Origin of the sequence: Streptococcus intermedius SK54 = ATCC 27335 (genome assembly GCF_000413475.1) — a bacterium.
Taxonomy (GTDB): Bacteria; Bacillota; Bacilli; order Lactobacillales; family Streptococcaceae; genus Streptococcus; species Streptococcus intermedius.
Window position 1 is genome coordinate 251,306 of the sequence record NZ_ATFK01000001.1, and the last position, 24,256, is coordinate 275,561.

Genomic DNA, 24,256 nt, shown 5'->3' on the forward strand with positions numbered 1-24,256 from the left:
GAATTATGAATCCCAATCTGTTTAAAAGTGCAGAATTTTATCATCGAAGATACCATAACTTTGCGACTGTTCTTATTCTTCCTTTGGTATTGTTCGTTCTATTTCTAGTTCTTTTTTCTTTTATCGGTCAAAAGGAAGTGACTATCAAATCTATCGGTGAAATTACACCAACGAAAGTCATTGCTATGATCCAATCAAGCAGCAATAATACGATTTTGATTAACCATTTAGCTGAAAATAAGGCAGTCGTAAAAGGAGAGTTGTTGATTCAATATGCAAAAAATATGGAAGTCTCTCAACAAACAGCTATTAAAGCTCAACTTGCAACTTATCAACGACAAAAAGCCTGTTTAGAAACACTCAAATCGAGTTTGTATCAAGGGACAAATCTTTTCTCGGGTAAAGATGAATTTGGCTATGCCAATACTTTTAACAATTTTATCAAACAATCACAAGACCTATCACTAGGAATTTCAAAAAGCAATACTGAAGTCGGTAAACAAGCTTCTTTGGCTAACAACACAATTGCTGCGATTGATCAGCAAATCAATGATTTAACAAAACAGATAAATGATTATCGTGGACTGCATCAGGCCATCTCGGAGAATGCTTCGCATTTATCCAAGAGTAATCCACATCAGACAACATTCAACATGTATAAAAAACAATATCAAGCTAATCCTGATGCTGCCCTCACAAATCAGTATTTGTCTCAAATTAACACTAATATATCCAACTTAAAATCTTCTATTGCTAATCTAAAGATTCAAAAAGCTGGTACTGGAACTGCGGCGACTTACGACAATAGTCTTTCTACAAAAATTGAAGTGCTCCGCACACAATTTATCCAAACGGCTGACCAACAGTTAGCAACCCTTATAACGCAAATCACTGATTTACAAAATCAATTGAATCAAGCAAATGTACAGCTTCAAAACAATAGATTAGTCGCTCCTGAAACAGGTGTTCTGCATATTAGTGAAAGGTTAAAAGGGAACAACTTATTACCTAAAGGAACTGAAATTGCCCAAATCTATCCAGATATTACCAAAACAAACGAAGTCCTTATCACTTATTATGTACCTTCAGCTTATATGACCAATCTAAAAAAAGGACAAACTACTCGTCTAACTTTAGAAAAAATTGGAAAGCAGTCCATCACCATTGTCGGAAATATCAATAAAATTGATACTTCCGCTACTGAAACAAAACAAGGAAACCTTTTTAAAGTAACTGCCAAAGCTAAAATTTCTAAGTCCAATGGACAAGTTATCAAGTATGGCCTGCAAGGAAGAGTCACCATTGTCATTGCGAAAAAATCATTCTTTAATTACTATAAAGATAAATTGTTGAATAATATCGAATGACCATTTAGGACAAAATCACTACCATTTAAGATTTAACAATTGATTATTTAACAAGTCGGGTTATAATAATACATGTATCAAAAAGGAGGTTCTATTATGGACAAAAACAAACATTGGATCATTTTCGTACACTCACAAGTCAAGAACTTGAACAAGTCGTCGGTGGCGGCTGGTTGGAAGACTTGCTAAAACATTTTTCAGGATATAATAGTTTAACAAAGGGAGATTCAAATAATACATTAGGCTAAAAATACAAATAACCTCATTGGGCTTAACAAAGCGATGAGGTTATTTGTATATGTACGATTTTCAATTCTTTATTGTAACTCTAATTCAGATGAATCTCAAGGATGTGCTGAAAGCAGTGATTCTGGCTAGTACTAGCAAGTGAAACATTTGGATATCGATCCAGAATTGCTAAGACATTTGATAATCCAATTCCTCGCCCAGATCCTTTAGAACTAACTCCCGCATCAAAAATATAAGACATGTCTATATGCTCTTCTTTTATAGCATTTTCAATGGAGAATACCTGCTTGTTTCCTGACAAAACATAAGCAATCGTCATAGTTGGAGCAGCAGCTTCAATCGCATTATCACACAAAATGGAGACAATGGTGATAAAGTCAACTAATTCCATTCCTTGTGGACAAATATCTTCTGGAACTTCCAATGAAACGGATACATTATGCTCTTGAGCTTGTGCAAATTTAGCAGCTAGCAGGCTTTTTAAGGCATCGTTTTTGATATGGACTAACCGTCCAATATCATACTTGGGATTGCGAAAACGCTTATTGGAATCTTTCAAAACAGAATGATAAACATTCTTTACAATGCCTATATCATTTTGCTCAATTCCTAATTTCAAGGTTGTTAAAATATTTGCGTAATCATGCCGAAAGCTCCGAACTTCTGTGTACAATTCTTCAATGTGATGACTGTAGTTTTCCAAGTTTTTTAACTGTAAATCTTTTTGAAGCATTAAATCATTTTGGATTCTCTCCCGTAAATGAAGGTCCAGTCGGTTAGTAATAATCAAAAAGAATACTAGATAAATAATAACCAATGCTTCTCTAACAAAAAGAGTTGTTGTAAATTTAGTGTATTCTATATACGCCAATAGTTGGAGAATGATATAGTACAATACCATACTCACATTTGTAACAACAAGAATTCTTTTGTCTTTATAATTTATAGATTGGTCCGCTAAACTATGAAACTGATATTGATTTCCTTTTAGAAATACAAATGCTATCACTGATGTAAAAATAGAGAGAAGTCTATTTCCCAGTAAGCTAGCATTTAGTATGTTTACACTAACTCCAAACAAAGGAAGAATAAAAATTCCTATTAAGCGATGTAAAATATTAATTAAAGTAATAGGAAAAAGTGCATAAAATATTTTTAAGGTAGTACTTCCTTCTTTTCCAAGTATCCACGAAATCACAATAAAATAAATTGGATGAATTAAATAATTTATAAAATTTTCAGGGGTAGACATTAACAAAATACCTATAATAAAATTGCCTAATATTATAGAAATATAGGTTAATATATTGAACTTCTTTCCGCTGATTAATGAATATAAAATAGGTACACAAGCCATCTCTGATATAATTACAAAAAGTTGTAATAGTATATACATATCATTCCCTCCGGTGCAGGGCTGCAATAGCTTCTGTTAACCCTTTTATTTTTGATCTAGAAACAAGACAAGTAGCACCATTCTGGAAGTGAAGGATATGATTTACTTTATCCATTTGATGAACATTAGCTGGGTTAACAACAAAGGAACGATGACATTGGTAGAACCGTTTTTCTTTTTTTAACATATCTGAAAGATTGGCAGTAAATTCCGTACGCCCTCTATGTGTGTAAAGTACTAAACGGTGAGGACGAGAGGAAGTTTCAATGTAAAGAATATCTTTAAACGGCACTTGTATTTGTGTATGAGGTGTTTCAAAGAGAAGAGAATCGTCTGCCAGGCCTTTGCCTGTTAGGTTTTCAGTATGTAGCAGCGCAGTTTCGATCCGTTTTTTCAAAGCTTCTTTTGATAACGATTTGTCAAGATAGTCAAGGGCGCCGACTTGCAGTTTAAACGCTGCCGGCATCAATTCAGAGTGACTGGTTACAAAGACAATAATGGCATAAGGATCTATCTCGCGTATCTTTTTGGCGACGTCTAAGCCCTTTTTTTCTTCAGTTTTGATTTCAATATCCAAAAAGAAAACCTGATGGCTTCCTTTCTCAGATATGGCTTCTAGTAATTGTTTAGGTTTTCCAAAAACTTCAAAATGGTGATATTGAAGACGATGTTTTTCGATAATTTCTTCAACAATAGTCTCCATATAATATTGTTGAGTAAGATCATCTTCTAAAATAAAAATATTCATTTTCATAATGTTCCCGATTGATAAAATATGTAAGAATTATGTGTAATTCTAGTATTTATTATATAAAAAGGATTGGAAGTTCACAAGAACAAAATATAAAAATATTCGATAGATTCAAAAAATAAACAAACTGATAACACTTTATAGCTATCAGTTTGTTTTTGCTTACTAAAAAAAGAAATGAAAATAAATCCAATTATAAAGGATATACCAGATAGAGGCTATGAAAGTATATAAATTCCATGATACATGAAAAAGAATCTGAAGTCGGATGTTTTGACTATAACGGTAAAATAGAGATAGTGCCAATCCACTTAAAAAGTAAAAACTGAGATTGACCCAGTCTCTCTGAAGCAAGATCATGTGTCCTAACGTAAATAGACTAGCAGAAAGCAAGACGTCTAAATAATAGTTTGAATTGGTAAAGAACCGAGACATGACATACCCTCGATAAAAAAGTTCTTCTACAATCGGAGCGATCAATACTGTTATGAGAATACTACAAATATCAAAGATTTTTCCTCCACTCCAGATACCAACCTTACTGTAAAGTTTGGCATTCATAGTCGTTCGCGCCATATATTGCACCAAGTCTTTCCTTATATCTGCTAAAAAGAAAAGGATGAACAGTAAAGCAAGAAAAGCTATAATGTCGCGTTTATGGATTTTCTTCCTTTTAAAAATAGAGAATAAATTTGCTCGTTTCAAGAGATAAAGAATGAAGAACAGCATTAACATCTCTTGAATCAACACCATAACACCAACTGCTGCCAAATTCCACTGAAACAAAATAGCAATATGAAGGGCTAAAATTTCTGGAAAACCTGCCAGTAAAATAGTAAAAAGTATTATAAAAATGAGTGAAAATGCTAATTTCTTCATCGTATCTCCTATTTTGAGGTAACCTTATATTCTTATTCTACAAAATTTTTATAAAAGATTTCATTGAAATCCCAAATGATAGCTTTGGTGTCCTAAATGGTTAAAAATACGATTCAGGATGTCAGAAGTACCATTCAGGATTTGCAGATTTATAAAATATGTTATATGCTATACTAGATTCGTCAGGTTGCAACAGGACAAAAATATGAAAATAAAAAGGAGGTATTCATCATGAATACAAAATCACTCGAAAAATTTGAAGTACTGAACTCTGAAATGCTGGCAAGTGTTGAAGGGGGCTTTGGATGGGGCAATTTCTTTGGTTCTGTTTTGGGAGCTTTAGATGGTGGTGGACCAACTCTAGATCAACTAAATGGGGGAGCAACTAGAAACTTTAGAGCATGTTCTTGTTCTCCATCTGGTACGGGTGGAACACCGAATTCTTGCAATTTCTGTTAAATTTTAAAATAAATAATAAATGTGAAGGAGTGTAAATGAAAGCAATTTATAAAAATCAAATAGCTGATGTTTGGAAAATTAGCAGAGAAGCTGAACAACCCGATTGGGTGAAAGAAGCGTTTGCTAAAAATTACTTGTATTGGTTGGACGATCATCTTCGGATTTTAATGGCAGGGTTAAATCCTTCTACTGTGGAGAATTTAAAAATTGGTACAGTTGGAACAATAGGTGGTGGATTTGCAGGTTATGGTATGTATGTGTTGGGCTATATTGGTGATTATTTGGATGTTACCAATCATCGGGTAGTTTCTCAAAAAACATTTGAAAAAGAATACCGTATTCAAGAGAATTTGTAGATAAATAAATTGATTTTTCTGACCACTTTTATCGCATTTCTAAAAAGGCTCTAGGTTATAATTCACTTAGAGTCTTTGATTTTTAGCAGATTAATTTAGAACAATCACTATTCAGGACGTCAGAAGTATCATTCAGGATTTGTAGATTTATAAAATATGTTATAGGCTATACTAGATTCGTCAGGTTGCAACAGGATAAAAATATGAAAATAAAAAGGAGGTATTCATCATGAATACAAACTCACTCGAAAAATTTGAAGTACTGAACTCTGAAATGCTGGCAAGTGTTGAAGGGGGAAAGAAAGTAGTTAGTATGGGAAATGGAATGTACTGTTATGATGGGACTCTAAAATGTTGGTCAAATCCTAGAGAAATTTGGGGCATAGCAGGAAAAGTCATTGTCAATGGCTGGATTAACTATGGTCCATGGATTCCTAGACCATAATCTTACTGTTGAAAACTAGGAGAAGGTTCATTTTCTGCCTTTTGTGTTAATGAACTCTTTTGAAACCAACTTTTTAGAGTTGTAAATTTGTTTTTGTATTTTTTCCAATAATGCTATATTCATTAGGAATTACTAGAAGATTTATTGATTATCAAACTGACATATATGTAATACATAAGTACCATTGATAGGTGTAAGATTTCATACTATAGAAAGTAGACATTTTCATGAATAATAAGGAATTTAAATACTACTTGGAAGAAGTTTTAAAAGATTCTGACGTGATGAAAAATGAAGAATGTTTTAAACTAATATCCAATGCGAAGCGCCAATTAGATGCAGGGGAAGAAGCAGATATTATAGCAGCTAAGTTATCTGATAGGATTTCTTACTATTTGATATCTCATTGCTATAAAGCCCCTAAAAAAATACTTGCTTTATCAAAAAATATTCTATCTGCTCCAGCAAAACAGAGAGGTCTAATATCAGTTCCCTTTTGGCTATCTAATTTATTTCGTTGAATGTCAGAAAGATTATTCTTTGAGCTGAATATTGTAGAATTAAGATAAAATATAGGGTGACCAGAGTACCATATATAAGTAGAGGTATTCATCATGAAAACAAAATCACTCGAAAAATTTGAAGTACCGAACTCTGAAATGCTAGCAAGTGTTGAAGGAGGAAAAATCGGAGCTGGGGAAGCAGCACAGGCATTAGCTGTTTGCATAGTAGCAGGTGGAACGATAGGTAGTGTTTTTCCTGGAGTTGGAACTGCTGTAGGTGCTATTTTAGGAGCACAGTATTGTACAGGAGCTTGGGCAATTATTCGAGCTCATTAAGGAGGTTAAAAAGGAACAAATATGAAGAATACACAGAGAGTAATAATAACAATGCTGATATCTATTATATTAATTACTATAGTAGGAATGTATTTTAAGATTAGAGCGATTAACATACTAAAGCTTAGTCTCTCTAGTTTGGTATTAGAAATATTAATTCATTATTTTGCATACAAACAGAATAGACCTCAAATTACTTTATCAAAAACTTTTAATTTATACAAAAAGTTTGTTAAAAAAACATTACCGATGTCTATTGTTATAATTACATTTGTTGGTTATAAAATTTTCTTCTCAGATATTCCTAATATTTTGTCCTTTTTCTATTGTCATATTATTGTTGTATTTTATACCGTTGGTTATATTTTGTGTTTAAATAATAATATATTAAAAAATGAAAGAGAGTGAGAATTTTATGTTAAATCTAAAAGGTGAAGTTGTAAATGAGCTATCAGATGTTCAGCTTTCTGAAATTAGTGGTGGAGGAAAAAGTGGTGCAAATACCTTTTTAGCTGGTGCTGCAGGAGCTGGAGCTATAGCAGGTATAGTGTTTCCTCATTAATTTTACAAATGAGAATGACTTTAAAAAGGTGATTTCTTTGGACTTAATTTTGTTATCCATATTCCCTTTTCTCAACAATCATTAAGGTAAAAACTGACACAAATTCATGTTAGATTAGAGATTGATTGTACCTTATAATAAAAATAGGAAATTTTGTATTAAGATATTAAATTGCTATTTAAAAAATAAATTTTATTGGTATGAAGAGTATGATATTTATAATAAAAAAGGTATTCATAATAAATATAAAATCACTCGAAAAATTTGACGTATTAAACTCTAAAATACTAGCACGTATTGAAGGATGGACATAATGACCTATTTAAAAAAACTACAATTTTGCATTTTGTGTGGCTTGATAGGATCTTTGCTGTTAGATTATTGCTCACATGATTTGAAGCAGCTTTATGCGATTGTTGTAACTTATGCAGTGAGTTCAGTCTATGCTTTTATCTGTATAAAAATATTAAAACTTAATAATAAAGTTACTTTGATATCTGCTATTACTTTGTCAGCTATAGTGATGCTTGCTTGTCTACATGTTTTACCTCGGTTTACTATGTGACAAATTGAATTTTATGTAATATTTTATCAAAAAAAAGGAACGATTTTTCAGAAAAAGGTTCTAAGTGATTCGTTATTTAGAACCTTTGGTTTTTGGTAGACTATTTTAGGATTTATACCATTCAAGATTTGGATAGCTACAAGGATAAAAATGCTTTGCCAAGTTTATTAGATTGAAATAGAACAAAGTGAGCCCCAAAATAGGTATTATGATGAATATAAAAATATTAGAAAAATTTGAAGCGCTGAACTCTGAAATGCTGGCACGTGTTGAAGGAGGAGGTTGTAATTGGGGTGATTTTGCAAAATCGGGTATTGCTGGTGGTGCAGGTAATGGATTGAGATTAGGAATCAAGACCAGAACATGGCAAGGAGTAGTTGCAGGAGCTGTTGGGGGAGCTATTATTGGTGGAGTTGGTTATGGAGCTACTTGTTGGTGGTAAGTGAAATGGGGGAATAAATGTTTGATATAAAAAGTTTCGCACTAGGTTTTATCACTATGATGATATTAACTTGGTTAGATAAACCAATTATTTACTTTCTGGATAAATGTAAGAAAATCTCAAAAAAATAAGATGATGATAAAATTTTTACTAATTAGTTTATTATATTTACTGGTTCTCTTGATAATATATTTTGTAACTTCACATAAGAAGTTTATTATCATTCTTTCATTTCTATCAGTATCCTATTTGTGGTATATTTTCGTTCATATTTTAAATATTTAAGAAAATTTATCATTTGATATTGAAAATTATCGACAGGAAGACAGCTCGTTTGTTTTCCTGTTTCTTACTTTTTACCATTCAGGCTATCAGAGCTACCTTTTAGGATTTTTGAAAATGAAACCGAGATAGTTGTATTATACTGTAAATAGAACATAAAGGAGTTTAAAATGATGAAAAAACAATTGCTAAAATCACTTTTATTTAGTTCGGTGCTATTGCTTGCTTTTAGAAACGACATGGTTTTTGCTGATGGGGTTCATAAAGAGGAACAGCAACGCACAGCTACAACTGAAATAGTGTCTGAAGCTTCGACGGGGGCCGTTGTTAAAAATGACGCAAATCAAGATTCAATTGTAACAGATACGAAACCCGTAAGTATGCCAGAGTCAAAGGAAGATACAGTTGTAGAAAAGGAAAACTTGACAAACAATAAATCTGCTTCTACTTCAAACAAAACTTCTGCAGCAAATGGCGTTCCAAATTCTCAAGAATCAAAAGAGGTTGCTATTGCTACTTATCGTGAGAATATAGCTGAACTTCCTAAGGCGACGATAAAAGATGTTTATTCAGCTTTTACTTCGGATAATAAAGAACATACGATTTATGTAGGACGAGAAACTTGTTATTTTTGTCGACAATTTTCTCCTGAACTAAAAAAGTTTAATCAATTAACAGGTGGAAAATTAGAATACTATAATACAGATGGTGAAGATTTTGATGAACATGCAAAAGAATTTTTATTTAATACAGTTGGTATTCCTGGTACCCCAACGATACTCTATCTTAAAAATGGTACATTAACTTCTGGTTGGGTCGGTGGAGGTATCACTGCTCAAGAACTCTATGATTATCTGTATTTTCATAAAGCACCGGCAGGCAAAAAGCAAGAAGATAACCCTCAACATCAGGAGAATAAAAATGACAAAAAAGTTAAACAAAGCCAAGCACCAGCTTCTATTGACTTAAAAAACAATGAGGAATCTTTACCAAAAGACGTTAGTGTCAGTTCAGAGTCAAATAAAGAAGATGCTAGGAATCAAAATTTAACGCCATTAACAAATAGGCAAATTAAATATACTCAAAATAACATGCAATTACCCAAAACTGGCATCAAAAAGAGTAAAGGATTATTCCGATTTGGGTTGGCAATGGTTCTTCTTACATTATTATTTTACCTAGGGATGAGAAAAGGATTGAATGATAGAAAACGCTATTGAATCATCATTAGTAAGAATTAAAAACGGATGATGATTCTGTTCATTCCATCTTGTCAAATGTCCATTCTTCCTATATAATGAGGTATATAAGTTAGGAGGAGTATGTGAGTAAAAAGACAACAATTTTTTGTTTAATTAGTTGCTTTATGATGTGTGGTGTATTAGTGTCAAGTGCTGTGTACTTTGGTCAAGCTAGAAAGCCACATCATACAAGGGTTGCTACAAGTTACACTGTTAGTGCTAGTCAAGAAAAGACGAGAAGCTCCTCAAAAGAGTCAATATCATCTACTCGGGTCTCGTCAAAGAGTATGGAAGAAAAACAGAAGGTTATGGAAGCTGATCTACCTGTAATGGGAACCTATGGTTTGTATTATGATTATGCTCATCTAAATTTGGTTCAAGCTGTACAGGCATATCTAGATGAAATGGGAATAGATCATTCACAAGTTGCGTTTTCTTATAAGGATTTAACGAGTGGTCAAACTTATGCTATGAATGAAACACAACCGATGACAGCTGGCTCAACTTATAAATTACCGTTAAATATGTTAGTTGTTGATGAGGTAGAAAAAGGAAATTTATCGATGACTGAGCGATTTGATATTACACATACTCGCTATGAATATATCGGTGAACACAATAATTATGTAGCAGCGTTTAATGGGACGATGAGCATTCCTGAGATGCAGAAATATTCTCTTCTATATTCGGAAAATACACCAGCCTATGCTCTAGCTGAGCGCTTAGGTGGTTTGGATAAAGTTTACGCGATGTATCAGCGCTATGGAAAAGGCAAGGGGGAAGTTGAGACGATCAACCAACAAAATCAAACCACGACTGACTATTATATTCAGGTTTTGGATTACCTTTGGAAACATCAGGAAAAGTATAAAGATCTTTTGTATTATATCGGTGAATCTTTTCCAAACGAATACTATAAACGGTATGTAAGAGATATTCCAATTTATCAAAAGCCAGGTTACGTTGCAGAAGCCCTGAATATAGACGCAGTTGTATGTGAGACAAAGCCTTATTTGATTGCCCTTTATACGGCAGGTCTAGGGGGGACGACTTCCGAAAGCAATGAGATTAGCGGTGTCGGTATTACACAAGTTGGGCAATTAGCTTATGTTATCAATGAATGGCATCGTGTGAATATGAATTAAAATATATAGATTTAGATATCAAAAACTGTGGCAAAAGGATAGAATTTCATTAAAAATGTAAGGGCTCTCTTTTAGAGGAGGGCCTTTTATGTTATAATTAAGAATAGAATGTAAAGAGGACTACAAGAACATCATGATTAACAAAGAGCATTATCGTTACATTAGAGAACATCCTGCTTTTAAAAATTTGCCAGTTGAATATTTTGATAAAATAGCTGTTGAGCTTCAATTTCGTAAAGTGCCAAAAGGGCAAATTATTTTCTTTTCTGGAGATAAGCGAGAGCGACTTTTTTTAATTTATAAGGGCTATGTTCGGATTGAGCAGTATGATCAGACAGATTCGTTTAATTACATTGACTATGTGAAAGAAAATACTATGTTTCCTTATGGAGGAATTTTTGAAGATGAGACTTACCACTATTCTGGCGTATCTGTGACAGATTTGGAATATTTTTCGATTCCTGTTGACTTGTATGAATACTATTCGAAACAAACGATAGAGCAGATGTTATTCATCACACACAAGCTGTCAAATATTTTACGTTTTCATGAGTTGCGTTTGCGAAATTCTGCTTTAGCTAGTGCGACAGAGCGAGTCATTCAAGCAATCTCAATTTTATGCATTGATTTTTGTCAAGATAGAGATGATATTCCTTTTGCACTCAGTATGAAAGAGTTGGCTAAATTAGGGGCAACCACTCGTGAAACGGTGAATCAAGTATTGAAAAAACTAACAGAAGAACATATTATTCAATATAATCGAAAAAAACTTATCTTTTTGAAAAAAGAATACTTTTCAAAATATTTTGAAGATGTATAGAAAAGAAGGGCAGAATTGCAATTGAAGACGCAATTTTTGCTCTTCTTTTTAGTTTCGAAGGAGATAAGTTTAAAAACTTGATTTATTTTCAAAAAATAATTATTTATAAAACTCATAAAATGCACAAAATATTCATAGAAAGCGTTTTATTTTGAAATAATATTAGAATTTCTTTTAAAAAAAGCAAAGGATTTGGCATTTTAAATGTATAATCGATTGTGAAAGCGCAAACAAAAGGTATTACAATAAAACATGTAAATAGAGCTTAAGGAAACTTAAGTCACAAAGAAAAAGAGGAGGACATAAGATGTCTACACATCCTATTCATGTTTTTTCAGAAATAGGAAAACTGAAAAAAGTTATGCTACATCGTCCTGGTAAAGAGTTAGAAAATTTGATGCCAGACCATTTGGAACGTCTGCTTTTTGATGATATTCCATTCTTGGAAGATGCGCAGAAAGAGCATGATGCTTTTGCGGACGCTCTTCGTAAAGAAGGTATTGAAGTTTTATACCTTGAAAAATTGACTGCTGAGTCATTAACGTCTCCAGAAATTCGTAATGAATTTATTGAAGAATATTTGAATGAAGCAAATATTCGTGGAGTACAAACAAAAGTGGCTATTCGAGATATCCTTCATGGCATAGAAGACAATCTTGAACTGGTTGAAAAGACAATGGCAGGCTTCCAAAAAGCAGAATTGCCAGAAATTCCTGAAGAAGCAAAAGGCTTGACAGACTTGGTTGAATCTGACTATCCATTTGCGATTGATCCGATGCCAAACCTTTATTTCACACGTGATCCATTTGCAACGATTGGTAATGCTGTATCATTGAACCATATGTACTCAGACACACGTAATCGTGAAACACTTTATGGTAAATACATTTTTAAACACCATCCAGTATATGGTGGCAATGTTGAATTGGTTTATAACCGTGAAGAAACAACTCGGATCGAAGGTGGAGATGAGCTTGTTCTTTCTAAAGATGTTCTTGCAGTAGGTATTTCACAACGTACAGACGCAGCATCTATTGAAAAACTCTTGGTCAATATCTTTAAGAAGAATGTTGGCTTTAAGAAAGTGATTGCATTTGAATTTGCTAATAATCGTAAATTCATGCACTTAGATACGGTCTTCACAATGGTTGATTATGATAAATTCACTATTCACCCAGAAATTGAAGGCGATCTTCGCGTTTATTCTGTTACTTATGAAAATGAAAAACTTCATATTGCAGAAGAAAAAGGTGATTTAGCAGAATTGCTTGCTAAGAATCTTGGTATTGATAAAGTTCATTTGATTCGTTGTGGTGGTGGAAATACTGTTGCTGCTGCGCGTGAACAATGGAATGATGGTTCAAATACTTTGACAATCGCTCCAGGAGTTGTTGTTGTGTATGATCGTAACGTCGTTACCAACAAGATTTTGGAAGAATATGGCCTTCGTTTGATTAAGATTCGCGGAAGTGAATTGGTTCGCGGTCGTGGTGGACCTCGTTGTATGTCAATGCCATTTGAACGTGAAGAACTTTAAGATTAGAAAGAGGAAATAATAGAATGACAAACTCAGTGTTCCAAGGACGTAGCTTCTTGGCAGAAAAAGATTTCACACGTGCGGAATTAGAATACCTTATTGGTTTAGCAGCTCACTTGAAAGATTTGAAGAAACGCAATATTGAACATCATTATCTAGCAGGTAAAAATATTGCTCTCTTGTTTGAAAAAACATCAACTCGTACTCGTGCAGCGTTTACAACAGCAGCTATTGACCTTGGTGCTCATCCAGAGTACCTAGGAGCTAATGATATTCAACTTGGTAAGAAAGAATCTACTGAAGATACGGCTAAAGTATTGGGACGTATGTTTGACGGGATTGAATTCCGTGGATTTAGTCAACGTATGGTAGAAGAATTGGCAGAATTCTCAGGTGTACCAGTATGGAATGGTTTGACAGATGAATGGCATCCAACTCAAATGCTAGCTGACTATTTAACGGTTCAAGAAAACTTTGGTCGCCTAGAAGGATTAACTCTTGTCTACTGTGGTGACGGACGTAATAACGTTGCAAATAGCCTTCTTGTAACGGGGGCTATCCTAGGTGTCAATGTTCATATCTTCTCTCCAAAAGAACTTTTCCCAGCTGATGATATTGTGAAATTAGCAGAAGGATACGCAAAAGAAAGTGGTGCACATGTCTTAATCACTGACAATGCAGATGAAGCTGTTAAAGGTGCAGATGTACTTTATACAGATGTTTGGGTATCTATGGGTGAAGAAGATAAATTTGCAGAACGTGTCGCACTGTTGAAACCTTATCAAGTAAATATGGACTTGATCAAGAAAGCTGATAATGAAGATTTAATTTTCTTACACTGCTTACCAGCTTTCCATGATACAAATACTGTCTATGGTAAAGATGTTGCTGAAAAATTCGGCGTTGAAGAAATGGAAGTAACTGACGAAGTATTCCGCAGCAAATACGCTCGCCAATTTGACCAAGCTGAAAACCGTATGCATACTATTAAAGCAGTTATGGCAGCAACTCTTGGTAACCTTTATATTCCAAAAGTATAATTTAAAACCAAAACCGTTTACCAACAGCTATGAGGGCTGCGACTAATAGCTTTAGTCCAGTCCTCATTTTTAATAGTGCTCGTATCAACAGTAACATTATTATTGACAACAAAATGAATGTTATAGGTTCAAAAACAACTTATATCTGGAGTTCGTTGTTGACATTAGAATGGAAAAGCACTATAAAAGCAACTCTAAAAGGAGGACAACTATTTATGGCAAATCGTAAAATTGTTGTGGCTTTGGGAGGAAATGCCATCCTTTCATCTGATCCATCAGCAAAAGCACAACAGGAAGCATTGGCAGAAACAGCAAGTCATCTTGTGAAATTGATTAAAAATGGTGACGACTTGATTATCACTCACGGTAATGGACCACAAGTTGGAAATCTTTTGTTACAACATTTAGCAGCAGATTCTGAAAAAAATCCAGCTTTTCCACTTGACTCGCTTGTTGCGATGACAGAAGGAAGTATTGGCTACTGGTTGCAAAATGCTCTTCAAAACGCTTTACGTGAAGAAGGTATTGAAAAAGAAGTGGCTTCGGTTGTGACACAAGTAGTGGTTGATAAAAAGGATCCAGCTTTCACAAATCTGAGCAAACCAATCGGGCCATTTTATACAGAAGAAGAAGCAAAAGCAGAAGCTGAAAAGAGTGGTGCAACTTTCAAAGAAGATGCTGGACGTGGCTGGAGAAAGGTCGTTGCGTCACCAAAACCAGTTGGAATCAAAGAAATTGAAACCATTCGTACGCTTATCAATGCTGGACATGTCGTTGTAGCTGCTGGTGGTGGCGGCATTCCTGTTATCAAGGAAGACAATGGTCATCTTGCAGGTGTAGAAGCAGTAATTGACAAAGACTTTGCTTCACAATGTCTGGCGGAATTGGTCGAAGCAGATCTCTTTATTGTTTTGACAGGTGTGGATTATGTCTATGTTAACTATAATAAGCCAAATCAAACTAAGTTAGAGCGTGTTAATGTAGCTCAATTGGAAGACTACATTGAACAAAATCAATTTGCACCAGGAAGCATGTTACCAAAAGTGCAAGCAGCTATTGCTTTTGTCAATGATCGACCAGAAGGTGAAGCTGTCATTACTTCTCTTGAAAACTTAGGTGCTTTGATTGAGTCTGAAAGTGGAACGATTATTGAAAAAGGATAGCAGAGTGATATCATTGCTTCGTTTAAAATTGTAATAAAACTTTTAAAATAATATCGGTGTTTCCTATTTTTAAATTTGCTTTCTTTTGCCTTATTTTATTGTTAAAAAATGAAAATTTTTTAGAGAATTACTAGTTTTTTTCAGTTGAATATGTTAAAATAAACTTCAAAGGAAGCGCTTTCTGAAAATGGGATTCAGCTAAATTTTTACACTTTGTTACATTTAGGAGGAAAACAAATGAGTGAAAAAACAAAAAAAGGGTTTAAGATGCCGTCATCTTATTCCGTTTTGATGATTATCATTGCAATTATGGCTGTGTTGACTTGGATTATTCCTGCTGGTCAATACAATGCCGATAAAGCTGGTAATTTAATTACAGGAACTTACAAGACAGTTTCTCAAAATCCACAAGGGATTTGGGATGTCTTGATGGCTCCTATTCGTGCGATGCTTGGGAAAGAGCCAACTGCAGCAGCAATTGATGTTGCCTTCTTTATCTTGATGGTCGGCGGTTTCCTTGGCGTAGTGAATGAAACAGGTGCTTTGGATGTAGGGATTGCTTCTATTGTCAAGAAGTACAAAGGTCGCGAAAAGATGTTGATTGTCGTTTTAATGCCTTTGTTTGCTCTTGGTGGCTCAACTTATGGTATGGGCGAAGAAACTATGGCTTTCTATCCACTTCTTGTGCCAGTTATGATGGCAGTAGGGTTTGATAGTTTGACCGCGGTAGCAATTATCCTTCTTGGTTCTCAAATTGGTTGTTTAGCTTCTACTCTGAATCCATTTGCGACAGGTATTGCTTCTGCAACAGCAGGAGTTGGTACTGGTGATGGTATCTTACTTCGTTTGATCTTCTTTGTTGTGATGACAGCTTTGGGTACTTATTTCGTTTATCGTTATGCAGATAAAATCCAAAAAGATCCTACAAAATCATTGGTTTACAGTCATCGTGAAGAAGATTTGAAACATTTTAATGTAGATGGAGTTGCCAAGGTAGAATCCACTCTTAGCAAAAAACAAAAACAAGTTTTGGTACTTTTTGTCTTGACCTTTGTTCTCATGATTATGAGTTTTATTCCATGGACAGACTTGAAGGTAACTGTTTTTGAAAGTTTCAATAAATGGTTGGTTGGACTTCCATTCATTGGTAAGATTGTTGGTAGTTCGACATCTGCTTTGGGTACTTGGTACTTCCCAGAAGGGGCAATGCTCTTTGCTGTGATGGCTATTGTTATTGGTTTTGTTTACCGCATGAAAGAAGATCGCTTCATTACTGTATTTATCAATGGTGCAGCTGATCTGCTTGGTGTTGCGCTTATCGTAGCCGTTGCTCGTGGTATTCAAGTCATTATGAATGATGGTATGATTACTGCTACAATCCTTCACTGGGGTGAAGTCGGACTCAAGGGTCTATCATCTCAAGTATTCATTGTATTGACTTACCTATTCTATCTGCCAATGTCATTCCTTATCCCATCAACCTCTGGTCTTGCCAGTGCAACAATGGGAATTATGGCACCACTTGGAAAATTTGTCAATGTGCAAGCAAGTTTGATTATTACAGCTTACCAGTCAGCTTCTGGGCTTTTGAACCTGATTACACCAACTTCTGGTATTGTAATGGGAGCTCTAGCTCTTGGACGTATTGAATTAGGTACTTGGTGGAAGTTTGTTGGAAAATTAGTTGCTGTAATATTTGTAGTAAGTATTCTACTTCTAATTTTAGGAACATTTTTCTAACTCACAATTGAGGTGTCTGAATGAAAGAATTTTTAACTGAACAAATTAAGGCTGATTATTTAAAATCGTTAAAAACGCTTGTTTCCTACCCATCAGTCCTTAATGAAGGAGAAAACGGGACACCTTTCGGACAATCTATCCAAAATGTCTTAGAAAAGATGTTAGAAATCACAAGAAGTCTAGGTTTTAAGACTTATCTTGATCCTAAAGGATATTACGGATATGCAGAAATCGGTCAAGGAGAAGAACTCCTGGCCGTTCTCTGCCATTTAGACGTTGTTCCTGCGGGAGATTTGTCCGATTGGGAAACCCCTCCATTTGAAGCAATTATTAAAGATGGTTGGATACATGGACGTGGAGTGCAAGATGACAAAGGGCCGTCACTAGCAGCGCTTTATGCAGTCAAAGCATTGATGGATGCAGGTGTGAGATTTAACAAGCGGATTCGTTTTATCTATGGGACAGATGAAGAAACACTATGGCGGTGTATGGCTCGTTACAACGAGCTAGAAGAAACAGCAACGCTTGGCTTTGCACCGGATTCATCTTTTCCGTTAACTTACGCAGAAAAAGGTTTGCTGCAAATTAAATTACACGGTTCTGGTTCAGAAGGACTGACCATTGAAGCAGGAGAAGCCTTCAATGTTGTTCCTGCGAAAGCCAGTTATACTGGAGCTTTGGTTGATTTATTGGAAGCTGAATTGAAAAAACAGGCTTTTGCCTACGAACGAACTGCCGATTCAGTAACAGTTGCTGGGATTCCTAAGCATTCAAAAGATGCTGCTGAAGGAGTGAATGCGATTATTCGCTTAGCTAAAGGGTTAGCGCCTTTATTGGATGATACGACTCTTAACTTTCTCGCAGAAGCAGTTGGTGAAGATGCGACAGGAAGTAACTTGTTTGGAACTGTTTCAGATGAGCCTTCAGGAACGTTGTCGTTTAATGTTTCTGGGCTGACTATCGATCAAGATAAGTCTGAAATTCGGATTGATATGCGGATTCCGGTTCTTGCTGATAAGGGGAAACTAGTTCAGGAATTACGTCAAATTGCTGAAAAATATCAATTGTGCTATGAAGAATTTGACTATCTTACACCATTATATGTGCCGCTTGATAGCAAATTGGTTAGTACTTTAATGGCTGTCTATAAAGAGAAAACAAATGATGATAGTCCTGCTGTATCTTCTGGAGGTGCTACATTTGCTCGTACCATGCCAAATTGTGTAGCTTTTGGAGCACTTTTCCCTGGTGCTTTGCAAACAGAACATCAAGCGAATGAACGAACTGTGATCGACGATTTGTATAAGGCGATGGATATTTATGCTGAAACGATTTATCGATTAGCTGGAGAAGTTAGTTAATCACAAGCAATAAAAAGCTAGTACTACTTAGAGACGAACTGCTCTGAAAGTTGGACAAATAATTATTTTAAGGATTTAGTTCTGTATTGGACAGGATTAAGTCCTTTTAGTTTTTAGTTATATATGTTTGGAGAAAAAATATACTCAATAAGGATAAGTCTAGTGGCGGTAGTGGCATCGTAGATGATAATTGTCAATTGGTTCTTTCTTTCGTAAGGTAACTTCATCAGAAAAGCACCCCAAAAGTTAGATTTCTTGACTAACTTTTAGGGTGCAGTCGATAAAGGTAAGTGTTAGCTTTTTATTTTTCAATCTTTACTGAAAAAGAATGGGGGTGCAAATTGTTTTAATTTGTTAAAACATTCTTGTGCTTTTTGATTGTCTTCACAGATGATAAGGCAGACGTCATCACCGCAGACAGTTGCAACAATTTCGGAAAATTCCAAAGCATCTAGGATGGACCCAAATGATTGTGCCAAACCAGGAAGTGTTTTCATGATAACCTGGTTTTGAACAGGGCGTAGCATAATTAAAGCATCTTCCATATAAAGACGTAGCCGTTTTTCCCAGCGTGAAGGTGCCGTACTGTTAATAATGTAATAAGAAACATCAGCTTCGTGTACTTTTACTAGGTTCAGCGCTTTAATATCTCGAGAAAGTGTAGATTGAGTGACTGTCACGCCATTTGCTGAAAGCAAATCTTGTAATTCTTGTTGTGTGTGAATTTTTTTTTCTAGGACCAGTGAGCGAATTAGCCGGTGACGGCTTTCAATTTTATTCATATTTCACCTATTATTTTATAAACATAGCATCTCCAAAGCTGAAAAAGCGGTATTTTTCATCAATGGCATGTTGATAAGCGGAGAGCACCAATTCTCGACCTGCAAAGGCTGAAACGAGCATAACGAGAGTTGATTTGGGCAGATGGAAATTGGTAGAGAAAGCGTCTACGACTTTCCAATCGTAACCTGGTTTGATAAAAATGTTGGTCCAGCCGGAGTCAGCTTTAATTTCTCCATTAAACTTTGAGCCAATTGTCTCTAGTGTACGGATAGAAGTCGTTCCGACAGCTATGACACGTTTTCCACTAGCCTTGACTTGTCGAAGCGTTTCGGCTGCCTCTTCTGATAAAGTGTAAAATTCTGAGTGCATTTCATGTTCATCTACATTGTCTACAGAGACAGGTCGGAAGGTTCCTAGCCCGACGTGAAGGGTTAGATAAACTAATTTCACGCCTTTTGCTTCAATCTTAGCAAGTAATTCTTTTGTAAAATGAAGCCCCGCAGTTGGAGCAGCGGCTGAGCCATTTTCCTTAGCATAGACTGTTTGATAGCGTTCACGATCTTTTAGTTTTTCGTGTATGTAAGGTGGTAAAGGCATTTCACCGAGACTTTCAAGCACTTCTAAGAAAATACCTTGATAATGGAAGCGCACGATACGTCCACCGTGTTTCAATTCTTCTAAGATGGTTGCTGTTAAGCGACCGTCCCCAAAGGAAATTTGTGCTCCAACTTTTAAGCGTTTGGCTGGCTTTGCCAGCACTTCCCAATCATCACCTTCAGTGTTTTTCAAAAGTAGCAGTTCAACATGCCCACCTGTTTCAATTTTTTCACCGTGAAGGCGTGCTGGTAAAACGCGCGTATCATTCATGACCAAAGCATCTCCAGGATGTAATTGATCAATGATTGCATCAAAATGAGTATCTTCCATTTGACCAGTTTTATGATTTACGATCAAGAGACGCGAGGCATCTCGCTTTTCTAAAGGGGTTTGTGCAATTAATTCTTCTGGTAAATGAAAGTCAAAATCAGCAGTATTCATATATTCTCCTTAGGCTGTAACTAAAATCCATAACGAATAACAACAAGCAACAAGTGGTAGGCACACGAGAAAAATGCCTACAATCAGTAAGAGATAATACCACATTCGCTTGGTGTTGAGAAAGAGTGCAGTAATAAGAAAAGCAACTCCCATGAAAAATAAACAGAACAAATAGATTAACATTCTTCTATTATAGCACGATTTTTCGTGCAAACAAGCGTGGATTTTTTAAAAAGAAACAAATTCTCTTGACAAAAATTGGTCTATACCATATAATATAATTAAGTAAAGAAAAGGAGCTCAACGATGAGAATTATTCAAGTAGAAAATCAAGCAGCCGGTGGCAGAGTAGCCTTTGAATTGTTAAAAGAAAAATTAGCTGAAGGAGCAAAAACGATAGGTTTGGCAACAGGAAGCAGTCCTTTGAGTTTTTATGAGCAAATTGTTGAAAGTGACCTTGATTTGTCAGACTTAACCAGTGTGAATCTAGACGAGTACATAGGATTAAGTGGGGAAAATCCTCAGTCTTATCGCTATTTCATGCAAGAACATTTATTTAATCAGAAGCCATTTAAGAAAAGCTTTTTACCAAATGGTGTTGCAGAAGATGTAGAAATGGAAACCAGACGCTACAACCAAATTTTGGTAGAGCATCCCGTTGACCTGCAAATTTTGGGAATTGGTACAAATGGTCACATTGGGTTTAATGAACCAGGGACGAGCTTTGATAGCACGGTTCATGTAGTGGATTTGGAGCAGTCAACTATTGAAGCGAATGCTCGTTTCTTTGATAAAATAGAAGATGTACCGACGCAAGCTTACTCAATGGGGATTCGGAATATTCTTGATGCAAAATCTATTATTTTATTTGCTTATGGTGCTTCAAAAGCTAAAGCAATTGCAGGAACAGTAGAAGGACCGATTACAGAAGAATTGCCTGGAAGTGCCCTTCAAAATCATAAAGATGTTGTCATTATTACAGATAAGGAAGCTTTAAGTCATTTGAAAAAATAAGAATCTATTTCCTATCTAATTTTTAGGTAGGTTTTTTGGTATTTTGAAAAAGTTTGTTATCTTAATAAAAAAAGTATGTTATACTAGAAACCGAGTGAAAATTTAGGAGGATTCTAGTGAAAAAGCTGTTAGCTATTGTTTGTTTTTTGGCATTGTGTTGGGGAGTAACTTCTATTCATGCGGACGAGTTAGTTGATATGGCACAAAAGATGTATCCAAACGAAAAAGTCAATCCAATCAATCGTCCCAAATCATCCTTGATAGTCGATGCTAATACGGGGAATGTTCTGTGGCAAGACAATATTGATGAAGTTCGTGACCCAGCTAGTATGAGTAAACTTATGACCTTGTATTTGGTATTTGAAGCGATTCAGCAAGGAAAATTAAATGAAAATACAATCATCAAAGCAACAGCACGTGATCAGGCTATTGCAAATATTTACGAAATTTCCAATAATAAAATTGTGGCGGGAGTAGATTATACTGTCTCTGAATTGATTACCATGACAGCAGTTCCTTCATCCAATGCAACAACCGTTATGTTGGCTAATTATCTATCAAACAATGACCCAGATGCTTTTTTAGACCGAATGAATGCAAAAGCTAAAGAGCTGGGTATGACCAATACGAAATGGTTTAATGCCAGTGGGGCTGCAGCGGTTTCTTTTAAAGGCTTGTACACGCCACAACGTTATGATAATAATGCTGCGAATCAAACAACAGCGCGCGATTTAGCTATTTTAGGTTATAATTTTGTTAAGCATTATCCAAAGATTTTAAATTATACCAATCAAGCTAAAGTGACGGTCAAAAAAGGAACTCCTTATGAAGAAACTTTTGAAACCTATAATTACTCACTTCCTGGTGCAAAATATGCTATAAAGGGGGTTGATGGCTTAAAGACAGGATCAAGTCCACAAGGAGCTTTTAACTACATTGCAACGATTAAGCGTGGAGAACAACGCTTGATTAGTGTTATCATGGGAGTTGGGAATTGGTCTGACCAAGACGGAGAATATTATCGTCATCCATTTGGTAATGCCTTGATTGAGAAAGCTTATGCTGATTATGAGTACAAAAAAATTTTCAAGGCTGGAGAACAAACAATCAATGGAAAAAGATATAACCTGTCAAAAGATTTCTATGCAACTGTAAAAAAAGGGGCGTCAGTAAAACCAGTTGTGGAAAATGGAGTATTGAAAAATGATAATGGTCTGAAGCAACTTTCTTCGCTCATTGCAGATGGAGAAAGTGTCACAGACGTAAAGGAAAGAGCAACATCAACAGTACAAAGTACTATAGCAAAGTCTAACGGAAAAAGTTTGAAGCAACTCTTTTTAGATTATTATATTTTTATTGCAGTTCCCATAGTGATTTTTTTGTTGATTATTGTTTTTGAAATCATGAGACGAAAGCAAAAAAGAATTCGACGAGATCATAGTGATACCCGGCTTTCTCGTCGTCGGAAGCGTTAAATATATAGTATGGGACAGAAAACTCGATTGGTGATTCCAGTCGAGTTTTGTCACTCTGTTTAGGGGGAAGGAAAAATTATGTTTAGGAAATTTCAAAATAGCTATTTTGTCTATTTTTTAATGTATAACTTTTATTTTTTATCATATGCACTTTTTTCGACTTTAATTTCAGTATACATGCTTGATAAGGGATATTCAGCTAGTCAGGTGTCACTTGTTGTCTCTGCCTCATTCTTTTCTTCTATGATAGTTCAGCCACTCATGGGGATTTTAAATGATAAGATTGGCATTAAAAAAGTGACCATTTATAGTTTTCTTCTGATTAATATCGCTGCAATCTTTTTTATGCAAGCCAATAATCTTTTATTGTTGACAGTCTGGTATAGTGCTGTTTTAATGTTGGTCAATGGAGTCAATCCTGTTATGGATGTGTTGGCTGCTAGAAGCCCTTATACTTATGGGAAAATTCGTATCTGGGGTACTTTTGGTTATGCAATGGGCTCACAATTAGCAGGATTGATTTATAAATTCATCTCACCGCAAGCAATTTTTATTGTGTTTATCGGTATGATGTGTGTGAGTATTCTTGGGGTATTTGGGATTGAGCCAAAACATAATCAAGGTTCAAAAAAAGCCACACAAATGAAAAATGGTTCTTCTATTGGGAAAATTTTCAAAAACAAAACATATTTGTTTTACCTTCTTATCGTGGCACTTTATTCTGGAGTTGGAAATACAGGGCATACATATATCCCTTCTATGCTAGAGCATAGCGGTTTAAGTGTTAATATGGCGACAACTGTGGTAGCTATTTCTGTAATTTGCGAGTCGCCATTGATTTTCTTTTCTTATCTTTTTATGGATAAGGTTCCAATTAAAAAATTGCTCTATATTCCTTTGGGAATTTTGCTTTTACAGTATGTGATTTATGGATTGGATTTGGGGCTTACTTCCAAAATTCTCTTAACTTTAATGTCAAAGCATGCTACAGGTATGTTGCTGATTATGGTGACTTTGAAGATTGTTGCTAACGTAGTAGATGAGAATTATTTGGTCACAGCTATTGCTTTGGTGCAGACAGCGCGTAATTTAGGAACCATTCTTATTCAAAATATTGCAGGAGATATTATTGATAAATCTGGCTATGAAATGATGAGTTTTTTCTTAGCTGGTGTAATGGTTCTAGTGCTTGTTTTAGCTTTCTTTTTGAAAGTACCAAACAAGTCAAATCAGAAATTGTTTGGTTAAGAGAAGTATAAAGGGACTGGATTTTTTCCAACCCCTTTATTAAGTACTTTGTTACTTTT

25 protein-coding genes are annotated in these 24,256 nt (G+C 35.1%); 20 read left to right on the forward strand and 5 right to left on the reverse strand.

The features are described 5' to 3' along the window. The first annotated feature begins 5 nt into the window (after positions 1-5). Both HMPREF1654_RS01270 and HMPREF1654_RS01275 read left to right on the forward strand, forming a co-directional pair. A complete protein-coding gene (locus tag HMPREF1654_RS01270) occupies positions 6-1,367 on the forward strand; it encodes a bacteriocin secretion accessory protein (protein WP_003078103.1) in 1,362 nt (453 codons plus the stop codon). 113 nt (positions 1,368-1,480) lie between these two features. Then, positions 1,481-1,615, forward strand: coding sequence for a ComC/BlpC family leader-containing pheromone/bacteriocin (locus tag HMPREF1654_RS01275; RefSeq protein WP_004233948.1), 135 nt, complete (start codon positions 1,481-1,483; stop codon positions 1,613-1,615). An 80-nt stretch (positions 1,616-1,695) separates the two neighbouring features. On the opposite strand, the gene HMPREF1654_RS01280 is transcribed toward HMPREF1654_RS01275, so the two are convergent. From HMPREF1654_RS01280 to HMPREF1654_RS01290, 3 genes are all read right to left on the reverse strand, one after another. Continuing rightward, entirely contained in the window at positions 1,696-3,012 is a 1,317-nt protein-coding gene (locus HMPREF1654_RS01280; protein ID WP_014829603.1) for a sensor histidine kinase, read from the reverse strand. 1 nt (position 3,013) lies between these two features. Further along, positions 3,014-3,760 (reverse strand): response regulator transcription factor, encoded by a 747-nt coding sequence (locus HMPREF1654_RS01285; RefSeq protein ID WP_037589556.1) that lies wholly within the window; start codon positions 3,758-3,760, stop codon positions 3,014-3,016. A 168-nt stretch (positions 3,761-3,928) separates the two neighbouring features. After that, complete coding sequence (locus HMPREF1654_RS01290) at positions 3,929-4,642, reverse strand: CPBP family intramembrane glutamic endopeptidase (protein WP_004233848.1); 714 nt, start codon at positions 4,640-4,642, stop codon at positions 3,929-3,931. 231 nt (positions 4,643-4,873) lie between these two features. Here HMPREF1654_RS01290 and HMPREF1654_RS01295 point away from each other — a divergent pair, with 231 nt between their 5' ends. From HMPREF1654_RS01295 to HMPREF1654_RS01365, 15 genes are all read left to right on the forward strand, one after another. Continuing rightward, positions 4,874-5,101, forward strand: a complete 228-nt coding sequence (locus HMPREF1654_RS01295) for a bacteriocin (RefSeq protein WP_004233901.1) — start codon at positions 4,874-4,876, stop codon at positions 5,099-5,101. 35 nt (positions 5,102-5,136) lie between these two features. After that, entirely contained in the window at positions 5,137-5,457 is a 321-nt protein-coding gene (locus HMPREF1654_RS01300; RefSeq protein ID WP_003073339.1) for a hypothetical protein, read from the forward strand. Between the two features lie 229 nt (positions 5,458-5,686). Continuing rightward, the gene (locus HMPREF1654_RS01305) at positions 5,687-5,902 is read left to right on the forward strand and encodes a bacteriocin class II family protein (RefSeq protein ID WP_004233876.1); all 216 of its coding nucleotides are present in this window, start codon (positions 5,687-5,689) and stop codon (positions 5,900-5,902) included. Positions 5,903-6,129: 227 nt separating this feature from the next. Next, positions 6,130-6,423, forward strand: a complete 294-nt coding sequence (locus HMPREF1654_RS01310) for a bacteriocin immunity protein (RefSeq protein WP_004233800.1) — start codon at positions 6,130-6,132, stop codon at positions 6,421-6,423. Positions 6,424-6,516: 93 nt separating this feature from the next. After that, positions 6,517-6,741, forward strand: coding sequence for a Blp family class II bacteriocin (locus tag HMPREF1654_RS01315; RefSeq protein ID WP_004234003.1), 225 nt, complete (start codon positions 6,517-6,519; stop codon positions 6,739-6,741). A 415-nt stretch (positions 6,742-7,156) separates the two neighbouring features. Beyond that, a complete protein-coding gene (locus tag HMPREF1654_RS10005) occupies positions 7,157-7,303 on the forward strand; it encodes a hypothetical protein (protein WP_004233732.1) in 147 nt (48 codons plus the stop codon). A gap of 776 nt (positions 7,304-8,079) precedes the next feature. After that, positions 8,080-8,310 (forward strand): Blp family class II bacteriocin, encoded by a 231-nt coding sequence (locus tag HMPREF1654_RS01325; protein ID WP_004233981.1) that lies wholly within the window; start codon positions 8,080-8,082, stop codon positions 8,308-8,310. Positions 8,311-8,762: 452 nt separating this feature from the next. Further along, the gene (locus HMPREF1654_RS01330) at positions 8,763-9,812 is read left to right on the forward strand and encodes a DUF6568 family protein (protein WP_004233722.1); all 1,050 of its coding nucleotides are present in this window, start codon (positions 8,763-8,765) and stop codon (positions 9,810-9,812) included. 104 nt (positions 9,813-9,916) lie between these two features. After that, the gene (locus HMPREF1654_RS01335; RefSeq protein WP_014829605.1) at positions 9,917-10,978 is read left to right on the forward strand and encodes a serine hydrolase; all 1,062 of its coding nucleotides are present in this window, start codon (positions 9,917-9,919) and stop codon (positions 10,976-10,978) included. 133 nt (positions 10,979-11,111) lie between these two features. Then, positions 11,112-11,798 (forward strand): Crp/Fnr family transcriptional regulator, encoded by a 687-nt coding sequence (locus HMPREF1654_RS01340; protein WP_004233814.1) that lies wholly within the window; start codon positions 11,112-11,114, stop codon positions 11,796-11,798. Positions 11,799-12,105: 307 nt separating this feature from the next. Then, positions 12,106-13,335: an arginine deiminase gene (gene arcA / locus HMPREF1654_RS01345; protein WP_003078115.1), complete on the forward strand. Its 1,230-nt coding sequence runs from the start codon at positions 12,106-12,108 to the stop codon at positions 13,333-13,335. 23 nt (positions 13,336-13,358) lie between these two features. Continuing rightward, positions 13,359-14,375: an ornithine carbamoyltransferase gene (gene argF / locus HMPREF1654_RS01350; RefSeq protein WP_004233730.1), complete on the forward strand. Its 1,017-nt coding sequence runs from the start codon at positions 13,359-13,361 to the stop codon at positions 14,373-14,375. A 215-nt stretch (positions 14,376-14,590) separates the two neighbouring features. Then, positions 14,591-15,538, forward strand: coding sequence for a carbamate kinase (arcC, locus tag HMPREF1654_RS01355; RefSeq protein ID WP_003073322.1), 948 nt, complete (start codon positions 14,591-14,593; stop codon positions 15,536-15,538). A gap of 237 nt (positions 15,539-15,775) precedes the next feature. Beyond that, on the forward strand, positions 15,776-17,278 hold the full coding sequence (locus HMPREF1654_RS01360) for a YfcC family protein (RefSeq protein WP_003073321.1): 1,503 nt from the start codon (positions 15,776-15,778) through the stop codon (positions 17,276-17,278). 20 nt (positions 17,279-17,298) lie between these two features. After that, positions 17,299-18,639, forward strand: coding sequence for a dipeptidase (locus HMPREF1654_RS01365; protein ID WP_004233887.1), 1,341 nt, complete (start codon positions 17,299-17,301; stop codon positions 18,637-18,639). 308 nt (positions 18,640-18,947) lie between these two features. Here HMPREF1654_RS01365 and HMPREF1654_RS01370 read toward each other — a convergent pair whose 3' ends face one another. Further along, on the reverse strand, positions 18,948-19,421 hold the full coding sequence (locus tag HMPREF1654_RS01370) for an arginine repressor (RefSeq protein ID WP_004233837.1): 474 nt from the start codon (positions 19,419-19,421) through the stop codon (positions 18,948-18,950). Positions 19,422-19,431: 10 nt separating this feature from the next. Further along, a complete protein-coding gene (gene queA / locus HMPREF1654_RS01375) occupies positions 19,432-20,460 on the reverse strand; it encodes a tRNA preQ1(34) S-adenosylmethionine ribosyltransferase-isomerase QueA (protein WP_004234046.1) in 1,029 nt (342 codons plus the stop codon). A gap of 306 nt (positions 20,461-20,766) precedes the next feature. Between queA and HMPREF1654_RS01380 the strand changes: the two genes are divergently transcribed. The 3 genes from HMPREF1654_RS01380 (at position 20,767) to HMPREF1654_RS01390 (ending at position 24,197) form a co-directional block, all read left to right on the forward strand. Beyond that, the gene (locus tag HMPREF1654_RS01380) at positions 20,767-21,474 is read left to right on the forward strand and encodes a glucosamine-6-phosphate deaminase (protein WP_004233862.1); all 708 of its coding nucleotides are present in this window, start codon (positions 20,767-20,769) and stop codon (positions 21,472-21,474) included. A gap of 116 nt (positions 21,475-21,590) precedes the next feature. Continuing rightward, the gene (locus HMPREF1654_RS01385) at positions 21,591-22,949 is read left to right on the forward strand and encodes a DUF1958 domain-containing protein (protein WP_004233897.1); all 1,359 of its coding nucleotides are present in this window, start codon (positions 21,591-21,593) and stop codon (positions 22,947-22,949) included. 78 nt (positions 22,950-23,027) lie between these two features. Continuing rightward, entirely contained in the window at positions 23,028-24,197 is a 1,170-nt protein-coding gene (locus tag HMPREF1654_RS01390) for an MFS transporter (RefSeq protein ID WP_004233724.1), read from the forward strand. Positions 24,198-24,256: the final 59 nt, after the last annotated feature.

Coding starts and splice junctions, on each gene's coding strand:
- HMPREF1654_RS01325 (WP_004233981.1), top strand. CDS start 8,080: ATGAATATAAAAATATTAGAAAAATTTGAAGCGCTGAACTCTGAAATG.
- argF (WP_004233730.1), top strand. CDS start 13,359: ATGACAAACTCAGTGTTCCAAGGACGTAGCTTCTTGGCAGAAAAAGAT.
- HMPREF1654_RS01370 (WP_004233837.1), bottom strand. CDS start 19,421: ATGAATAAAATTGAAAGCCGTCACCGGCTAATTCGCTCACTGGTCCTA.
- HMPREF1654_RS01280 (WP_014829603.1), bottom strand. CDS start 3,012: ATGTATATACTATTACAACTTTTTGTAATTATATCAGAGATGGCTTGT.
- HMPREF1654_RS01270 (WP_003078103.1), top strand. CDS start 6: ATGAATCCCAATCTGTTTAAAAGTGCAGAATTTTATCATCGAAGATAC.
- HMPREF1654_RS01290 (WP_004233848.1), bottom strand. CDS start 4,642: ATGAAGAAATTAGCATTTTCACTCATTTTTATAATACTTTTTACTATT.
- arcC (WP_003073322.1), top strand. CDS start 14,591: ATGGCAAATCGTAAAATTGTTGTGGCTTTGGGAGGAAATGCCATCCTT.
- HMPREF1654_RS01285 (WP_037589556.1), bottom strand. CDS start 3,760: ATGAATATTTTTATTTTAGAAGATGATCTTACTCAACAATATTATATG.
- arcA (WP_003078115.1), top strand. CDS start 12,106: ATGTCTACACATCCTATTCATGTTTTTTCAGAAATAGGAAAACTGAAA.
- HMPREF1654_RS01300 (WP_003073339.1), top strand. CDS start 5,137: ATGAAAGCAATTTATAAAAATCAAATAGCTGATGTTTGGAAAATTAGC.
- HMPREF1654_RS01380 (WP_004233862.1), top strand. CDS start 20,767: ATGAGAATTATTCAAGTAGAAAATCAAGCAGCCGGTGGCAGAGTAGCC.
- queA (WP_004234046.1), bottom strand. CDS start 20,460: ATGAATACTGCTGATTTTGACTTTCATTTACCAGAAGAATTAATTGCA.
- HMPREF1654_RS10005 (WP_004233732.1), top strand. CDS start 7,157: ATGTTAAATCTAAAAGGTGAAGTTGTAAATGAGCTATCAGATGTTCAG.
- HMPREF1654_RS01295 (WP_004233901.1), top strand. CDS start 4,874: ATGAATACAAAATCACTCGAAAAATTTGAAGTACTGAACTCTGAAATG.
- HMPREF1654_RS01340 (WP_004233814.1), top strand. CDS start 11,112: ATGATTAACAAAGAGCATTATCGTTACATTAGAGAACATCCTGCTTTT.
- HMPREF1654_RS01315 (WP_004234003.1), top strand. CDS start 6,517: ATGAAAACAAAATCACTCGAAAAATTTGAAGTACCGAACTCTGAAATG.
- HMPREF1654_RS01330 (WP_004233722.1), top strand. CDS start 8,763: ATGATGAAAAAACAATTGCTAAAATCACTTTTATTTAGTTCGGTGCTA.
- HMPREF1654_RS01305 (WP_004233876.1), top strand. CDS start 5,687: ATGAATACAAACTCACTCGAAAAATTTGAAGTACTGAACTCTGAAATG.
- HMPREF1654_RS01390 (WP_004233724.1), top strand. CDS start 23,028: ATGTTTAGGAAATTTCAAAATAGCTATTTTGTCTATTTTTTAATGTAT.
- HMPREF1654_RS01365 (WP_004233887.1), top strand. CDS start 17,299: ATGAAAGAATTTTTAACTGAACAAATTAAGGCTGATTATTTAAAATCG.
- HMPREF1654_RS01310 (WP_004233800.1), top strand. CDS start 6,130: ATGAATAATAAGGAATTTAAATACTACTTGGAAGAAGTTTTAAAAGAT.
- HMPREF1654_RS01360 (WP_003073321.1), top strand. CDS start 15,776: ATGAGTGAAAAAACAAAAAAAGGGTTTAAGATGCCGTCATCTTATTCC.